The 15,428-nt window shown below is 73.9% G+C and carries 15 protein-coding genes; 12 read left to right on the top strand and 3 right to left on the bottom strand.

Translation table 11 applies throughout. The features are described from left to right. Position 1: 1 nt before the first annotated feature. Positions 2-634 carry a tripartite tricarboxylate transporter TctB family protein gene (locus O2W53_RS12325; RefSeq protein ID WP_269163329.1) on the bottom strand — a complete coding sequence of 211 codons (633 nt, stop codon included), beginning with the start codon at positions 632-634 and terminating at the stop codon, positions 2-4. A 70-nt stretch (positions 635-704) separates the two neighbouring features. Continuing rightward, complete coding sequence (locus tag O2W53_RS12320; protein ID WP_164700616.1) at positions 705-1,715, bottom strand: Bug family tripartite tricarboxylate transporter substrate binding protein; 1,011 nt, start codon at positions 1,713-1,715, stop codon at positions 705-707. 142 nt (positions 1,716-1,857) lie between these two features. Between O2W53_RS12320 and O2W53_RS12315 the strand changes: the two genes are divergently transcribed. The 10 genes from O2W53_RS12315 to O2W53_RS12270 all read left to right on the top strand — a co-directional run bounded on the left by O2W53_RS12315 (position 1,858) and on the right by O2W53_RS12270 (position 13,341). Next, the gene (locus O2W53_RS12315) at positions 1,858-2,751 is read left to right on the top strand and encodes a LysR substrate-binding domain-containing protein (protein ID WP_269163328.1); all 894 of its coding nucleotides are present in this window, start codon (positions 1,858-1,860) and stop codon (positions 2,749-2,751) included. Between the two features lie 134 nt (positions 2,752-2,885). Beyond that, positions 2,886-3,800, top strand: a complete 915-nt coding sequence (gene kdgD, locus O2W53_RS12310) for a 5-dehydro-4-deoxyglucarate dehydratase (RefSeq protein WP_269163327.1) — start codon at positions 2,886-2,888, stop codon at positions 3,798-3,800. A 48-nt stretch (positions 3,801-3,848) separates the two neighbouring features. Next, complete coding sequence (locus O2W53_RS12305; RefSeq protein ID WP_269163326.1) at positions 3,849-5,180, top strand: enolase C-terminal domain-like protein; 1,332 nt, start codon at positions 3,849-3,851, stop codon at positions 5,178-5,180. A 20-nt stretch (positions 5,181-5,200) separates the two neighbouring features. Further along, positions 5,201-6,373 (top strand): L-talarate/galactarate dehydratase, encoded by a 1,173-nt coding sequence (locus O2W53_RS12300; RefSeq protein WP_269163325.1) that lies wholly within the window; start codon positions 5,201-5,203, stop codon positions 6,371-6,373. A 41-nt stretch (positions 6,374-6,414) separates the two neighbouring features. Further along, positions 6,415-7,929, top strand: a complete 1,515-nt coding sequence (locus tag O2W53_RS12295) for an aldehyde dehydrogenase (NADP(+)) (RefSeq protein WP_269163324.1) — start codon at positions 6,415-6,417, stop codon at positions 7,927-7,929. Continuing rightward, positions 7,926-8,789: an ATP-grasp domain-containing protein gene (locus O2W53_RS12290; protein ID WP_269163323.1), complete on the top strand. Its 864-nt coding sequence runs from the start codon at positions 7,926-7,928 to the stop codon at positions 8,787-8,789. Before O2W53_RS12295 ends, O2W53_RS12290 begins: the two co-directional genes overlap by 4 nt. 25 nt (positions 8,790-8,814) lie before the next feature. Then, positions 8,815-9,744 (top strand): AEC family transporter, encoded by a 930-nt coding sequence (locus tag O2W53_RS12285; RefSeq protein ID WP_269163322.1) that lies wholly within the window; start codon positions 8,815-8,817, stop codon positions 9,742-9,744. 11 nt (positions 9,745-9,755) lie between these two features. Further along, positions 9,756-11,261: a malate dehydrogenase (quinone) gene (mqo, locus tag O2W53_RS12280; protein ID WP_269163321.1), complete on the top strand. Its 1,506-nt coding sequence runs from the start codon at positions 9,756-9,758 to the stop codon at positions 11,259-11,261. Then, positions 11,258-12,691 carry an FAD-binding oxidoreductase gene (locus tag O2W53_RS12275; protein WP_269163320.1) on the top strand — a complete coding sequence of 478 codons (1,434 nt, stop codon included), beginning with the start codon at positions 11,258-11,260 and terminating at the stop codon, positions 12,689-12,691. Before mqo ends, O2W53_RS12275 begins: the two co-directional genes overlap by 4 nt. Positions 12,692-12,720: 29 nt before the next feature. Then, positions 12,721-13,341, top strand: coding sequence for a hypothetical protein (locus O2W53_RS12270; RefSeq protein WP_269163319.1), 621 nt, complete (start codon positions 12,721-12,723; stop codon positions 13,339-13,341). Here O2W53_RS12270 and O2W53_RS12265 read toward each other — a convergent pair. Next, positions 13,331-13,600 carry a YciI-like protein gene (locus O2W53_RS12265; RefSeq protein WP_269163318.1) on the bottom strand — a complete coding sequence of 90 codons (270 nt, stop codon included), beginning with the start codon at positions 13,598-13,600 and terminating at the stop codon, positions 13,331-13,333. The genes O2W53_RS12270 and O2W53_RS12265 overlap by 11 nt on opposite strands. A 93-nt stretch (positions 13,601-13,693) precedes the next feature. On the opposite strand from O2W53_RS12265, the gene O2W53_RS12260 reads away from it, so the two are divergent. Continuing rightward, positions 13,694-14,833, top strand: a complete 1,140-nt coding sequence (locus O2W53_RS12260) for a zinc-dependent alcohol dehydrogenase (RefSeq protein ID WP_269163317.1) — start codon at positions 13,694-13,696, stop codon at positions 14,831-14,833. Between the two features lie 13 nt (positions 14,834-14,846). Then, a complete protein-coding gene (locus O2W53_RS12255) occupies positions 14,847-15,428 on the top strand; it encodes a hypothetical protein (RefSeq protein WP_269163316.1) in 582 nt (193 codons plus the stop codon).

Raw genomic sequence — 15,428 nt, 5'->3', positions numbered from 1 at the left:
CTCAGAAGAGGTGCGGGATGGGGACCGAGAGGGCCGCGACGAAGACGAGGTAGAAGGCGACCACCACGCCGATGCTGACGATCGCGGACGTCCGCCAGCTCTCGCCGCCCAGGAAGCGGAGCCAGACGAAGGCCAGCAGCACGGCAGGGATCTCGAAGCCGATGGTGCCGATGGCAGCGACGAAGACGAGCATCGTGGCCAGCCCGGCGAGGACCAGCCAGGACGACCTGGAGAACTGCTCGGTGTCGGTGGTCCGGCGGGCGGTGGCCGCCAGGCCCACGCCCAGTACGACCAGCAGCACGCCGAGGATCAAGGGCCAGATGCCCGGTCCCGGCGTGCGTGCGGTGCCGGCGCCGAGCGCCAGGGCGCCGACGGTGGCGGCCGCCCCCAGTGCGACCACGAGTGCCGCGATCACCAGGTTCGTGGCCGGGCCGGCCGGTGGCGGGCGGTGCTCGGCCTCCTCCTCGACCTCCTGCGCGAGGTCCTCGAGGTCGTGCAGCGTCGAGGGGGTGTCGGTGGTCGCCGGGGCGGTGTCGGTCGGGTGGGGGGGCACGTTCCCCTGGGGGGTGGCCCCGGCGGCCGTGCGGCCGCCGGGGCTCCCCGGGGTGTGCGCCCCGTCGTGCGCAGAGCTCACGAGTTCTCCTCGCTCCTGCTCGGGGTCATCGGGACGCAGGTCGCGTCCCGGACCATCGGGGACCCGAGGGTCACGCATCTCCACCGAGGTCGATGCCGTACTCCTCGACCACGGCACGGTAGTTGTCCAGGTTCTCGGTCCACCGCTCCCGGATCTCCTCACCGTCGACCTCGAGGGGGGTGAGCAGGTTGTCCTCGTTGAGCTGCTGGTAGGCCTCCGTCTCGAACGCGGCCTCGAAACCGTCGCGCAGCGTCTGCATGACGTCGTCCGGCACACCCTGGGGGGCGAAGACGGCGCGCGACTGCTGCACCGGCACGTCGTAGCCGGCCTCGACCGCGGTCGGGGTGTCGGGCAGGTAGCTCGGACGCTCCTCGGCGAAGGTCACGATCGGGGTGAGGCCGCCGGATTCGATCTGCTCGATGGCCTCACCGAGCTGGACGGAGCCGACGTCCACCTGCCCGCCGAGCACGGCGGTCAGCGTGGGCGAACCGCCGTCGAACGGGACGGCGGTGGCGTCGATGTCGGCCTGCGCGAACAGCAGCTCCTGGGACAGCTGGCTGCCGGTGCCCACCCCGGTGGTGCCGAAGGTGATCGGGCGACCGGCCGCGGCCAGGTCCTCGACCGTGCTGAAGCCGGAGCCCGGCGCGGTCACCAGGACGTAGTCGTCCAGGGAGAGGCCCGTGACGATGTCGAAGTCGGCGATGTCGGGGGCCTCGCCCTCGCCCACCGCAAGCGGGGTGATGTAGGCCAGGCTGCCGTTGTAGACCATGAGGGTGTGGCCGTCCGGGTCCTCGCCGGCCAGCTGCTGGGCGGCCAGTGCACCGTTGGCGCCGGGCCGGTTCTCCACGGTCACCGGGACGCCGAGCTCGTCGGAGAGGCCGTCGGCCGCCGCGCGGGCGATCAGGTCGGTGCTGCCGCCGGGGTCCTGCCCGACCAGCATCGTGATCGGGTCGCCGCCCGGGAACTCCTCCTCGGAGTCCGACCCGCCGCCGACGTTCCCCCCGCAGGCGGTGAGGGAGAGGGCCAGGGTGAGTCCGGCGCCGGACAGTGCCCAGCGACGGGCGCGGTGGTTCGTGGTCATGGTGGTTCTCCTCTTCGAGAAGCCGTCGGTCCGGCCTGGGGATGCTGTGAGTGCCGTCACGAACGCGGGGACGACCGAAGAGTAGGAACGGCCGCTCATGCCTGTCCAAATCCATTGGAGCATTGATTGATACCTTGGGTGCATGGCGTTCACCTTGGAGCAGCTCCGCGGTTTCGTCGCCGTCGCCGAGGAGCTGCACTTCGGCCGCGCGGCGGAGCGGCTCCAGATGACCCAGCCACCGCTCAGTCGGCAGATCCAGAAGCTGGAGCGGGTGGTCGGCGCCCAGCTGCTCGAGCGGGACAACCGGCGGGTGGACCTCACCGCCGCCGGTGAGGTCTTCCTGGTCGAGGCCCGCCGGCTGCTCACCCTGGCCGACGGCGCACCAGAGCTGGCGCGCCGGGTCTCCTCCGGGTCCAGTGGTGTGCTGCGGATCGGCTTCACCGCGGCGTCCGCCTACGGCGTGCTCGGCCGGCTGCTCGACGACCTGGGTGCCGCCCTGCCCGACGTGGACGTCGACCTCGCCGAGATGGTGACCAGGGAGCAGGTGGCCGGCCTGCTGGCCGAGGAGATCGACCTCGGGCTGGCCCGGCCGCCGTTCGACGCCGAGCGGTTCGGCTCCCGGCTGCTGCACCGCGAGTCCCTGCTGGTCGCCGCCCCGCTGGGGCACCGACTGCTCGCACTGGACCGGCCGGTCACCGCGGCCGACCTGGCCGGTGAGCCGGTGGTGATGCACTCGCCGACCCAGGCGCGGTACTTCTACGACCTGGTGGTCGGGTTCGTGCCGGCGACCTCGGAGAACGCGGTGCACACCGTCAGTCAGGTGCTCACCATGCTCTGGCTCGTCGCCGCCGGCCGGGGGGTCGCGTTCGTCCCGGAGTCGGCAGCCGGGCTCACCATCGCGGGGGTCGGGCTGGTGCGCCTGGAGACCCCGGTGCCCGAGCCGGTCGAGCTGCACCTGCTCTGGGCCCGGGAGTCGAAGAACCCGGCGCTGTGGCGTGCGCTGGACGTCCTGGCGGACGGGCAAGCGCTTTCATGATGCCCTGTGCGCATCGAACGATGCGGAACTGCTCTTGGACAGGCATCGCAGGCCGTTCTTAGGGTGACGTCGACCACCGCCCGCGACCTCCGGTCGACCAGTGCGCGGACCCGTCGAACCCAAGGACACGACCCGTGACGTTGCTGCCCCCGGATGCTCTCGCTGACCGGCTGAAGTCCGGTCTGCTGTCGTTCCCGGTCACCCACTTTGACGCCGAGCTGCAGTTCGACGAACCCCGCTACCGCGAGCACCTGGCCTGGCAGTCGAGCTTCGACGTGGCCGGCCTGTTCGCCGCGGGCGGCACGGGGGAGGGCTTCTCGCTCACCCCCGCCGAGATCGACCGGGTGGTCCGGGTGGCCGTCGACGAGGTGGCCGGCCGGGTGCCCGTCATCGCCCCGGCCACCGGCGGCACCGCCGTCTCGGTCGCCCAGGCCCAGGCCGCCCAGGCCGCCGGTGCCGATGGCCTGCTGCTCTTCCCGCCCTACCTCACCGAGGCCAGCCAGGCCGGTCTGGTCGAGCACGTCAGCGCCGTCTGCCGGGCCACCGACCTCGGCGTGGTCGTCTACAGCCGGGCCAACGCCGTGCTCGGCGACGGCGCCGTCGCCGAGCTCGCCGACCGGAACCCCAACCTCATCGGGCTCAAGGACGGCGTCGGCGACATCGAGCAGATGACCCGCACCTACGCCAAGGTCGGCGACCGGCTCATCTACGTCGGCGGCCTGCCCACCGCCGAGACGTTCGCCCTCCCGCTGCTCCAGCTGGGGGTGAGCACGTACTCCTCGGCGCTGTACAACTTCGTCCCCGAGTTCGCGCTCCGGTTCTACGCCGCCGTCCGCGCCCAGGACCGCGTGGCGGTGTACGGGATGCTCAACGACTTCGTCCTCCCGTACCTCGACATCCGCGACCGGGCCCGCGGCTACGCGGTCTCGATCGTGAAGGCCGGTCTCACCGCGGTGGGCCGGGACGGTGGCCGGGTGCGCCCGCCGCTCACCGACCTGACCGAGGCCGAGCTCGGCGAGCTGACCACGCTGGTCTCCAAGCTCTCCTGAACCCCGGGTCCCCGGACCCGCTGCCCGCCGTCTGCTGAGAGGAACCCAATGACCGGCACCACGCCGACCGTCGCCCGCGTCGAGGTGGTGCCCGTCGCCGGGCACGACAGCATGCTGCTCAACCTCAGCGGCGCGCACGGCCCCTTCTTCACCCGCAACATCGTGATCGTCACCGACAGCGAGGGCCGCGAGGGCGTGGGGGAGGTGCCCGGCGGCGAGGACATCCGGCGGACGGTGGCCGACGCCGGCCCGCTGCTCGTCGGGCAGCCGGTGGCCGCCTTCGGCCGGCTGCTGCGCGCGGTCGCGGACACCTTCGCCGACCGGGACGCCGGCGGCCGCGGTCTGCAGACCTTCGACCTCCGGACGACCGTCCACGCGGTGACCGGGCTGGAGTCCGCGCTGCTGGACCTGCTCGGGCAGCACCTGGGGGTCCCGGTCGCCGAGCTGCTGGGCGACGGGCAGCAGCGCGACGCGGTGCCGATGCTGGGCTACCTCTTCTACATCGGGGACCGGACGGCGACCGACCTGCCCTACGTCGCCGAGCCGATCCCGGCCGACGACTGGGAGCGGCTCCGTCGGGAGCCCGCACTCACCCCCGAGGCAGTCGTCGCCCTGGCCGAGGCGGCCCAGGCCCGCTACGGCTTCACCGACTTCAAGCTCAAGGGCGGCGTGCTCGCCGGCGAGCAGGAGGTCGCCGCCGTCCGCGCACTGGCGCAGCGGTTCCCCGACGCCCGGATCACGCTGGACCCCAACGGGGGCTGGCTGCTCGCCGACGCCGTCCGGCTGCTCGGCGACCTGCACGGGGTGCTCGCCTACGCCGAGGACCCGGTCGGGGCCGAGGGCGGCTTCTCCGGGCGGGAGGTCATGGCGGAGTTCCGGCAGGTCACCGGGTTGCCGACGGCCACCAACATGATCGCCACCGACTGGCGGCAGATGGCACACGCCGTCCGGTCGCACGCCGTGGACATCCCGCTGGCCGACCCGCACTTCTGGACCATGCGCGGTTCGGTGCGGGTGGCCCAGCTGTGCGCCGACTTCGGCCTGACCTGGGGATCGCACTCCAACAACCACTTCGACATCTCGCTGGCGATGTTCACCCAGGTCGGGGCCGCCGCGCCGGGGGAGATCACCGCGCTGGACACCCACTGGATCTGGCAGGACGGCCAGGCGCTCACCCGGTCGCCGTTGCAGATCCGGGACGGGGCGATCGCCGTCCCCACCGCGCCGGGGCTCGGCGTCGAGCTGGACCGGGACGCCCTGGCCGCGGCCCACGCGCTCTACCGCGAGCACGGACTCGGCGCCCGGGACGACGCGGTCGCCATGCAGTACCTCGTGCCCGACTGGGGCTTCGACCCCAAGCGTCCCTGCCTGGTGCGCTGACCCTGATGCCTGGAGCTGCCATGACGACGACGTCCGCCCCGACCCCGACCACCTCCGCCCCGGCCGTCCTGGACCGGATCGAGTCGATCTCCCTCTCCTCGGTCACGCTGCCGCTGCCCAACCCGATCAGCGACGCGAAGGTGTTCACCGGCCGGCAGCGGCCGATGACCGAGGTCGCGTTCCTGTTCGCCGAGATCCGGACCGAGGCCGGCCACGAGGGCGTGGGGTTCAGCTACTCCAAGCGGGCCGGTGGGCCCGCGCAGTTCGCCCACGCCCGGGAGGTCGCCCCCGGCCTGATCGGCGAGGACCCCAACGACATCGCCCGGCTGTGGACCAAGCTGGTCTGGGCGGGGGCGTCGGTCGGCCGCAGCGGGGCCTCGACGCAGGCGATCGCCGCGATCGACGTGGCGCTGTGGGACCTCAAGGCCAAGCGCGCCGGGCTGCCGTTGGCCAAGCTGCTGGGTGCGCACCGCGACTCGGTGCGTTGCTACAACACCTCCGGCGGCTTCCTGCACGAGACGGTCGAGCAGGTCAAGGACAACGCCACGCGGACGCTGGAGAGCGGCGTCGGCGGCATCAAGATCAAGGTCGGGCTGCCGGACTCGGCGGAGGACCTGCGCCGGGTGCGCGCCGTCCGCGAGCACCTGGGTGACGGCGTGCCGTTCATGGTCGACGCCAACCAGCAGTGGGACCGGCCCACGGCCATGCGGGTCAGCCGCCGGCTGGAGGAGTTCGACCTGGTGTGGATCGAGGAGCCGCTGGACGCCTACGACGCCGAGGGGCACGCCCAGCTCGCCCGCTCGCTGGACACCGCGATCGCCACCGGGGAGATGCTCACCAGCGTCGCCGAGCACCGCGAGCTCATCCGGGCCGGCTCGGTCGACATCCTGCAGCCCGACGCCCCCCGGATCGGCGGCATCACGCAGTTCCTGAAGCTGGCCGCGCTCGCCGACGACGCGAACCTGCAGATCGCGCCGCACTTCGCGATGGAGATCCACGTGCACCTGGCCGCGGCCTACCCGCACGAGCCGTGGGTCGAGCACTTCGACTGGCTGCACCCGCTGTTCAACGAGCGGCTGGAGACCCGCGACGGCCGGATGCACCTGTCCGACCGCCCCGGTCTCGGTGTCACCCTGACCGAGCAGGCGCGCGCCTGGACCGTGGACCGCGTCCACGTCGACGCGCCCCACTGACCTGCCCCACTGACCCGCCCCCAGAACCGACAGGAGCACCCATGACCGACGTCGTGAGCATCGACCCGCGCAACGGACAGGCGGCCGAGGTGGTCGCGCAGGAGACCACCCCCGAGGAGGTGGCCCGGCTGTGCGAGGCGGCCCTGGCCGCTGCCCCGGCTCTGGAGGAGATGGGACGGGCGGGTCGGGCCGGCCTGCTGCGGGCCCTCGCGGACGCGCTGGAGGCCCGGCGGGAGGACGTCGTCGCCGTCGCCGACCGGGAGACCGCCCTGGGCACCGGCCGGCTGAACGGCGAGCTGACCCGTACCGCCTACCAGCTGCGGCTCTTCGCCGAGGTGCTCGGAGAGGGCAGTTACCTCGAGGCCACCATCGACCACGCCGGTGACACCCCCATGGGCCCGCGCCCGGACCTGCGCCGGATGCTGCTCCCGATCGGCCCGGTCGCCGTCTTCGGCGCCAGCAACTTCCCGCTCGCCTTCTCCGTGCCCGGCGGCGACACCGCCTCGGCCCTGGCGGCCGGCTGCCCGGTGGTGGTGAAGGCGCACGGCTCGCACCCGGCCACCTCCCAGCTGGTCTTCGAGGTGTTCGTGGCCGCGGCCCGCGAGGCCGGCGCCCCCGAGGGGACGCTCGGCCTGGTGCACGGCCTGCAGGCCGGCGCGACCCTGGTCGCCCACCCGGCCATCCGCGCGGTCGGCTTCACCGGCTCGGTGAACGGCGGCCGGGCGCTGCTGCAGATCATCGAGCAGCGCCCGGACCCGATCCCGTTCTTCGGTGAGCTGAGCAGCCTGAACCCGGTGGTGGTCACCACGCAGGCCGCCGCCGAGCGCGGCAGCCAGCTCGGGCAGGAGCTCGTCGGGTCCTTCACCCTCGGCGCCGGTCAGTTCTGCACCAAGCCCGGCCTGGTGCTCGTGCCCACCGGTCCGGAGGGGGACCAGGTCGTCGACGCGATGGCCGAGGCGGTGCGCGGCAGCAGCCCGCAGGTGCTGCTCAACGAGGGCATCGCGGCGTCGTTCGGGAAGCTGTCCGCCGCCATCGCCGAGGCGCCGGGGGTCACCGCTGTCGCCCGCGGCACCGAGGGCGACGGCACCGGTTTCGCCGCGACGCCGCTGCTGCTGAGCACCTCGGCCGCCGGGCTGCCCGAGCAGGTCACCGAGGAGGTCTTCGGCCCGGTCGCGGTCGTGGCCCGGTACGACGGCGAGCCGGACCTCTTCGCCGCGCTGGCGAAGATGCCCTCCTCACTCACCGCCACGGTGCTGCGGGGCGCAGGGGAGACCCAGCTGCCGCTGGCGGTCTCCCAGGAGCTCCGCACCCGGGCCGGCCGCATCGTCTACGACGCCTACCCGACCGGTGTCGCGGTGTCCTGGGCGCAGCACCACGGCGGGCCGTGGCCGTCGACGAACTCCCAGCACACCTCGGTCGGCACCTCGGCGATCCGCCGGTTCCTCCGCCCGGTCACCTGGCAGGGCGCCCCGGCCGACGTGCTCCCGGCCGAGCTCACCGACGACCACACGAGCATCCCGCGGCGGATCGACGGCGTCCTCCAGCTGCCGGCGTGAGCGCGCGGGTCGCGCTGGTCAGCAGCGAGCGGGGGCTGCGGGTCGACCCCGACCTGCCGATCGCGGCGCCTGCGCTGCGGTCGGCGGGGCTGGCCGTCGACCTGGTGCGCTGGGACGACCCGGAGGTCGACTGGGCGGGCTACGACCTGGCCGTCGTCCGCTCGTGCTGGGACTACGCCTGGCGGCGGGCGGAGTTCCTGGCCTGGGCCGCCGCCGTCCCGCGGCTGCGCAACCCGGTCGAGGTGCTGGCCTGGAACACCGACAAGGCCCACCTGCGGGACCTCGTCGCCGCCGGGCTGCCCGTCGTCCCGACCGTCTGGGACCCCACCGACGTCGCCGCGCTGCCGGAGGCGGGGGAGTGGGTGGTCAAGCCGTCGATCTCGGCCGGCTCCCGGGACACCGCCCGGTGGACCGAGCCGGCGGCGGTGCTCGGGCACGTCGCCGAGCTGACCGCGGCCGGCCGGACGGCGATGGTCCAGCCCTACCTGGCCAGCGTGGACGACGCCGGGGAGACCGCGATGCTCTTCCTCGGCGGCCGCTTCTCCCACGCGGTGCGCAAGGGCGCGCTGCTGCAGCGCGGCGAAGGGGTGCGCCAGGACCGCGACAGCCGCGGCGACCTGCGCGCGGTCGAGCCGACCCCGGAGCAGCGGGCGGTCGCCCAGGCGGTGTTCGACGCGGTGCCGTCGCTCGTGCCCGGTGCCGCCCCGGTGCTGTACGCCCGGATCGACCTGGTCGCCGATGTGGGCGGCTCCCCGGTGGTGCTCGAGCTGGAGCTGGCCGAGCCGAGCCTCTTCCTCCCGCAGGCCCCGGACGGCGCCCTGGCCCAGCTGGTGTCCGCGGTGGAGGACGCGATCCGGTGACCGCCACGGTGCGGCCTGCGGCCACGTGACCGCGGTCCTGAGCGGGTTCGCCGCCCTGGCCGCGGTCATCGCCGTCGGCTGGCTCACCGGCCGCACCGGGGCACTGGGCCCCGACGCCGCCGGGGTGCTGTCCCGGCTGTCCTACTTCGTCGCGACGCCGGCGTTGCTGCTGCTGACGTTGGCCGAGGCCGACCCGGCCGGGCTGTTCACCGCCGCTCTGGTGGCCACCGGCGGCAGTGCGCTGATCGCTGCCGCGCTGTACACCGGGCTCGCCCGCTGGTGGTGGCGGCTGCGCCCGGCCTCGCTGACCACCGGCGCGCTCGCGTCCTCCTACGTCAACGCCGGGAACCTCGGCCTCCCGATCGCCGTCTACGTGCTCGGCGACGCCACCTACGTGGCACCGGTGCTGCTCTTCCAGGTGCTGGTCATGGCCCCGGTGGGGCTCGCGGTGCTGGCCGGCTCGCGCGGGCCGGAAGAGGGCGCGCCGTCCCGCTGGCAGGTGCTCACCCAGCCGGTGCGCACGCCGGTGGTGCTCGGCTGCCTGGTCGGCCTGCTGCTGGCCGAGACCGGGTGGCGGCTGCCCGCGGTCGTGCTCCAGCCGGTCGAGCTGCTCGCCGCCCTCGCCGTCCCCGCGGCGCTGCTCGCCTTCGGGTCGAGTCTGCACGGGGCGCCGCGGCCGGCGTCCGGGGACGGCGGAGGCCAGGTCTGGCTGGCCGTCACGCTCAAGACGGCGGTGCAACCGGCGCTGGCCTACGCGCTGGGCCGCTGGGGGGTCGGGCTGGCGGGGGTGCCGTTGCTGGCGGTCACGCTCACCTCCGCCCTGCCCACCGCGCAGAACGTGTTCGTCTACGCCACGACCTACGACCGGGGCAGTGCGGTGGCTCGCGACGTCGTGCTGCTGACCACCGTGCTGTCGGTGCCGGTGCTGCTCGGTGTGGCGGTGTTGCTGAGATGAGAGGGAGAGCGATGACCGACGCTGGACCAGAGGACCGGGACGTCGTCCTGGTTGGTGGCGGGGTGATGAGCGCGACGCTGGGCGTGCTGCTCAGCGAGCTGGAGCCGGACTGGACGATCACCGTGGTCGAGCGGCTGGACGCCGCGGGGCTGGAGAGCTCGAGCGCCTGGAACAACGCCGGCACGGGGCACGCCGGGCTCTGCGAGTTCAACTACACGCCCCGTCGTCCCGACGGGACCGTCGACGTGTCGGCCGCGGTGCAGATCGGCGCACAGTTCCTCACCTCGCTGACCCTGTGGGCCCACCTGGTCGAGCGCGGGCTCCTCGGCGCACCGGAGGACTTCATCCGCTCGGTGCCGCACCTGGGGCTGGGGCGGGGCGACGAGGGGGTGGCGTACCTGCGGGCCCGCTGGGAGGCCCTGCGCGACCACCCGCTGTTCGCCGGCCAGGAGTTCTCCGACGACCCGGCGGTGCTCGCCGGGTGGCTGCCGCTGGTGTTCGACCAGCGGCCCCCGGGTCAGCCGATCGCGGCGACCCGCTCGGTCCAGGGCACCGACGTCGACTTCGGCGTGCTCACCCGCCGGCTGCTGTCCGCGCTGGCCGCACGGGGCGCGGACGTCCGGTTCGGCCAGCAGACGCAGGGGCTGCGGCGGAGCGGGGACCGGTGGCACCTGGACGTGCGCGACCGGCGCACCGGAGCACGGCGGCAGCTGCGCGCCCCGTACGTCTTCGTGGGTGCCGGCGGCGGGACCCTCCCGCTGCTGCAGGCGGCTCGGGTGCCCGAGGTGCGCCGGTACGGCGTCTTCCCGATCAGCGGCCAGTTCCTGCGCACCGACCGGCCCGAGCTGGTCGCCGCCCACCGGGCCAAGCTGTACGGCCACGCGGCGCCGGGTGCGCCGCCGATCTCGGTGCCCCACCTGGACCGGCGGGTCGTGGAGGGGCGCGACCACCTGCTCTTCGGGCCGTTCGCCGCCTTCTCCCCGCGGTTCCTCACCCAGGGTCGGCTCACCGACCTGGTGCGCTCCGTGCGGCGGGGCAACCTGCCGACCCTGCTGGCCGCCGCCCGGGACAACCGCAGCCTGATGGCCTACCTGGTGCGACAGCTGCGCCAGACCCCGCAGGACAGGATCGCGGCGCTCGCGGAGTTCGTCCCGTCGGTCCGTGCCGAGGACTGGGAGCTGATCACCGCCGGGCAGCGGGTGCAGGTGCTCAAGACCACGGAGGGTCGCGGCAGCATGGTCGGCTTCGGGACCGAGCTGGTGACCTCGGCCGGCGGCTCCCTGGCGGCGCTGCTCGGCGCCTCGCCCGGGGCCTCGACCGCCGCGGCGACCATGGTGGACGTGCTGGCGGCGAGCTTCCCGGGGCGGACGGCGGCGTGGGGGCCCCGGCTCAGCGAGCTGGCCCCGTCGGCGGACACCGTGCACGGCTGGGACGCCGCCCAGCTCGCGGCGAACGTGGACCACGCCCGCGCCGTCCTGCAGCTGACCCCGGTCCGGTCCGGAGGGGACACCGCATGACCACCCCCGATGCCCTCCCGGCCCTGCTCGCGGCGCTGCTCGACGCCGTCGGCCCGGCCGGGCTGGTCACCGACCCCGACCAGGTGCGCAGCCACCTGACCGACTGGCGCGGCGCGTACTCCGGTGAGGCCGCAGCGGTGGTCCGACCGGCCAGCACCGACGAGGTCGCCGCGGTGGTCCTGCTGTGCCGGGACGCCGGGGTCGGCGTGGTCCCGCAGGGCGGCAACACCGGCCTGTGCGGGGGCGCCGTGCCGGACTCCTCGGGTCGGCAGGTGGTGCTGTCGCTGACCCGGATGCGCCGGATCCGGGAGCTCGACCCGGCCAACCAGACGATCACCGTGGAGGCCGGCGTGGTGCTGCAGTCGGTGCAGGAGGCCGCTGCGGCCGCCGACCGGCTGTTCCCGCTGTCGCTGGGCGCGGAGGGCAGCTGCACGATCGGCGGCAACCTGGCCACCAACGCCGGCGGCACGGCGGTGCTCCGCTACGGCACCATGCGCGACCTGGTGCTGGGTCTGGAGGTGGTCCTCCCCGACGGGCGGATCTGGCACGGGCTCCGAGGCCTGCGCAAGGACAACACCGGCTACGACCTCAAGCACCTGTTCGTCGGAGCCGAGGGCACGCTCGGCATCATCACCGCCGCGGTGCTCAAGCTGTTCCCCGCCGTCCGCAGCCGGGCCACCGCCTGGGTGGCGCTGCCCGGGCCGGCGGCGGCGGTCGAGCTGATCGAGGTGGTGCGCGCGTTGGCCGGCGACCGGCTGACCGGCTTCGAGGTGATGAGCCGGCAGAGCGTGGAGTTCGTGCTCGCGCACGCGGCCGGTGCCCGCGACCCGTTCGCCGAGGTGCACCCCTGGTACGCGCTGGTCGAGCTCAGCGACACCCTGCCCGACGCCGGGCTGGGCGCGGTGGTGGAGACCGCGCTGGGCGAGGCGTTCGAGCGGGACCTCGCGCTGGACGCCGTCATCGCCTCGGGATCGGCGCAGGTGGCCGCGCTGTGGGCGCTGCGCGAGGGGATCTCCGAGGCGCAGAACCGGGAGGGCCCCAGCCTCAAGCACGACGTCACCGTGCCGGTCAGCCGCATCCCGGCGTTCGTCGAGCAGACCGACCGCGCGCTGGCCGCCGCCGTCCCCGGCATCCGGGTGGTCGCCTACGGGCACGTGGGCGACGGCAACCTGCACTACAACCTGAGCAAGCCGGAGGGCAGCGACGACGCGGCGTTCCGCGCCCGGGCCGACGAGCTGGCCCGGGTCGTCTACGACTCGACCGCCTCCTTCGCCGGCAGCATCAGCGCCGAGCACGGCGTCGGGGTGGCCAAGCGGGACCTGCTCACCGACTACGAGGACCCGCTGGAACTGGAGTTGATGCGCGGGGTCAAGGCGCTGCTCGACCCGGTGGGGCTGATGAACCCGGGGAAGGTGCTGCCGGCGGGTTGAGCGGACGCGGTCGTGGACAGGGACCACCGGTGACGACGCGACTGCGGTTCGACGGCTGGATCCTCGGGACCGGCACCACGTCGGGCACCCGGATCGTGCTCGGGCACTGGCCGTCCTCGCCGCTGGGGGCGTTCTCCGACGCCATGGTGCAGCGGCCGGACGGGCACCGGGTGTTGCTCGCGCCTGGTTCGGAGGTCGCCGAGTTCGTCGGTTCGACGTACGTCTTCGACGAGGTCCGGCTGGTGGACGTGGCGGTGACCCGGCACGGCGCGACCTGGACGGTGCGCGCCGGCCCGCTGGCGATGTCGGTCCGGGTCGGCCGCCGTCCCGGGCTGGGCCGGTTGCTGCGTGCGGTGCCCGCGCCGCTGGCCCGGCGACCCGGCTGGGTCGCGCTGCTCGACCGGCCGGCCCGGCTGCTGACCGGGCTGCGCACCACCGGCTCGGCCGGCAACGGGCGCACCGAGTGGTACGGCGTGCAGGACCTGCACACCCTGGCCTCGGTGGACGCGACGTGGGACGGCGAGCCGCTGGGCGCGGTGTCGCCGGTGCGGCCACCGGTCACCTTCGGGTTCGGCTCGGTGCCGCCCCGTCCCTCGGTGGTGCGGGTGACGACGACGGTGGAACTGCCCGGACCGCAGGTCAGCCGATGACCACGTTCCAGGGCCTGATGGTCCACCCGGTCACCAGCCCGTGCACGACGTAGGGGTCGGCCTCGACGAACCGCTCGACGACCTCGCGGGACGCGGTCCACACCAGCAGCGCCCGGTCGAAGGGGTCCGGCAGCGCGCCGCCCAGCAGCAGCTCACCCCGCTCGTGGGCAGCCCGGGCCAGGCCCAGGTGGTCGTCCCGCAGGGCCGCCCGGCGCTCCAGGTAGTCCTCGGCCAGCGTGTACTCCAGCAGCAGGTGCATGCCCGCCACCCTCACACACCCGGTGGCGGTTGCCGGAGCCGCGCACGGGGCACCCCGGGCGGACGAGCCGTACCTGGAGGCACCATGCGCGCGATGACCTACCGAGGCCCCTACAAACTGCGGGTCGAGGAGAAGGACCGGCCCCGGATCGAGCACCCGAACGACGCGATCGTCCGGGTGACACTGGCCGCGATCTGCGGTTCCGACCTGCACCTCTACCACGGGTTGATGCCGGACACCCGGGTCGGCCACACCTTCGGCCACGAGTTCATCGGCATCGTCGACGAGGTGGGCCCGTCGGTGCAGCACCTGCAGGTCGGCGACCGGGTGATGGTGCCGTTCAACGTCTTCTGCGGCTCGTGCTGGTTCTGCGCCCGCGGCCTCTACTCCAACTGCCACAACGTGAACCCGAACGCGACCGCGGTCGGGGGCATCTACGGCTACTCGCACACCACCGGCGGCTACGACGGCGGCCAGGCGGAGTACGTGCGGGTGCCCTTCGCCGACGTCGGGCCGGTCCTGATCCCGGACTGGATGCACGACGAGGACGCGGTCCTGCTCACCGACGCCGCCGCCACCGGGTACTTCGGGGCGCAGCTGGGCGAGATCGTCGAGGGCGACACCGTGGTGGTCCTGGGCGCCGGGCCGGTGGGCCTGATCGCCGCCCAGTCCTCGTGGCTGATGGGCGCCGGCCGGGTCATCGTCGTCGACCACCTCACCGAGCGGCTGGCGAAGGCCCGGGAGATGGCCCACGCCGAGACGCTGGACTACGACGAGCTGGACGACGTCGTGGTCGAGCTGAAGCAGCAGACCGACTTCCTCGGCGCCGACGTCGTCATCGACGCGGTGGGGGCGGAGGCCGACGGCAACGCCCTCCAGCAGTTCACCGGACCGAAGTTCAAGATGCAGGGCGGGTCGGCCACCGCGCTGAACTGGGCGATCGATGCCGCACGCAAGGGCGGCACCATCGCGGTGGTGGGCGCCTACGGCCCGATCCCGAACGCGGTCAAGTTCGGCGACGCGATGAACAAGGGCCTCACGCTGCGGATGAACCAGACCCCGGTGAAGCGGCAGTGGCCCCGGATGTTCGAGCACGTGCGCAACGGACACCTGACCCCGCGGCAGATGGTCACCCACCGGTTCCCGCTGGAGGACATCGCCGAGGCCTACCACGTCTTCTCCGCCAAGCTCGACGGCTGCATCAAGCCGCTCGTCGTGCCGAACGCGACCTGAGGGAGCGACCACGATGACCGAGCCCGACATCCCCAGCGCCTACGTCCGCGACAAGCGCACCGCGCCCCCCAGCCGGGAGGAGCTGCGGGCCCGCATCCCCGGCTGGGGCGTCGACCTCGACCCCGCCGACCGGCCGTCGTCCCCGAAGCTGCAGTACCCCGCCGAGACCGGCGCCCACTGGGACTTCCCGGACCGGCAGCCGGGGTCGGCGGGCCGGGAGCGTTCCATCGAGCACGCCTTCGTGACCCCGGTGTTCGGTACCGCACAACCGCTGCACGGCCCGTCCGGGGCGATCCGGCGGCTGGCCTACGAGCGGTTCAGCGAGGCGCGGCTGGCGCACTGGCTGCTGCTCGTCGCCGGTGACCGGGTCGACGCCTGGGGCAGCCACCTGCAGTCCTTCGGCTCCACCCGGCCCGACGTGCCGGCGACCGGGGTGCGCACCGAGGTCACCCACGGCGGCGTCGGCTCCCGGAGGGGCCGGTCCGACGCCCGCCACCACGTGCTGGACCCGCTGGTGGTCGCCGGCCCGTGGGTGGCCGGCGCCGGGCTCGGCGCAGTGGCCGTCCGGCGGCTGGCCCGGTCGCTGCGCGGCTGA

Origin of the sequence: Modestobacter sp. VKM Ac-2978 (assembly GCF_026968025.1) — a bacterium.
In the GTDB taxonomy this organism is placed as follows: domain Bacteria; phylum Actinomycetota; class Actinomycetes; order Mycobacteriales; family Geodermatophilaceae; genus Modestobacter.
Note: the sequence above shows the minus strand (reverse complement) of the source record. Positions and strands in the feature narration are given on the sequence as shown.

Bases quoted from the DNA above. Each gene is read 5' to 3' on its own strand.
- O2W53_RS12275 (WP_269163320.1), top strand. From the start codon at position 11,258: ATGACCACCCCCGATGCCCTCCCGGCCCTGCTCGCGGCGCTGCTCGAC.
- O2W53_RS12255 (WP_269163316.1), top strand. From the start codon at position 14,847: ATGACCGAGCCCGACATCCCCAGCGCCTACGTCCGCGACAAGCGCACC.
- O2W53_RS12300 (WP_269163325.1), top strand. From the start codon at position 5,201: ATGACGACGACGTCCGCCCCGACCCCGACCACCTCCGCCCCGGCCGTC.
- O2W53_RS12315 (WP_269163328.1), top strand. From the start codon at position 1,858: ATGGCGTTCACCTTGGAGCAGCTCCGCGGTTTCGTCGCCGTCGCCGAG.
- O2W53_RS12305 (WP_269163326.1), top strand. From the start codon at position 3,849: ATGACCGGCACCACGCCGACCGTCGCCCGCGTCGAGGTGGTGCCCGTC.
- O2W53_RS12320 (WP_164700616.1), bottom strand. From the start codon at position 1,715: ATGACCACGAACCACCGCGCCCGTCGCTGGGCACTGTCCGGCGCCGGA.
- O2W53_RS12260 (WP_269163317.1), top strand. From the start codon at position 13,694: ATGACCTACCGAGGCCCCTACAAACTGCGGGTCGAGGAGAAGGACCGG.
- O2W53_RS12265 (WP_269163318.1), bottom strand. From the start codon at position 13,600: ATGCACCTGCTGCTGGAGTACACGCTGGCCGAGGACTACCTGGAGCGC.
- O2W53_RS12295 (WP_269163324.1), top strand. From the start codon at position 6,415: ATGACCGACGTCGTGAGCATCGACCCGCGCAACGGACAGGCGGCCGAG.
- mqo (WP_269163321.1), top strand. From the start codon at position 9,756: ATGACCGACGCTGGACCAGAGGACCGGGACGTCGTCCTGGTTGGTGGC.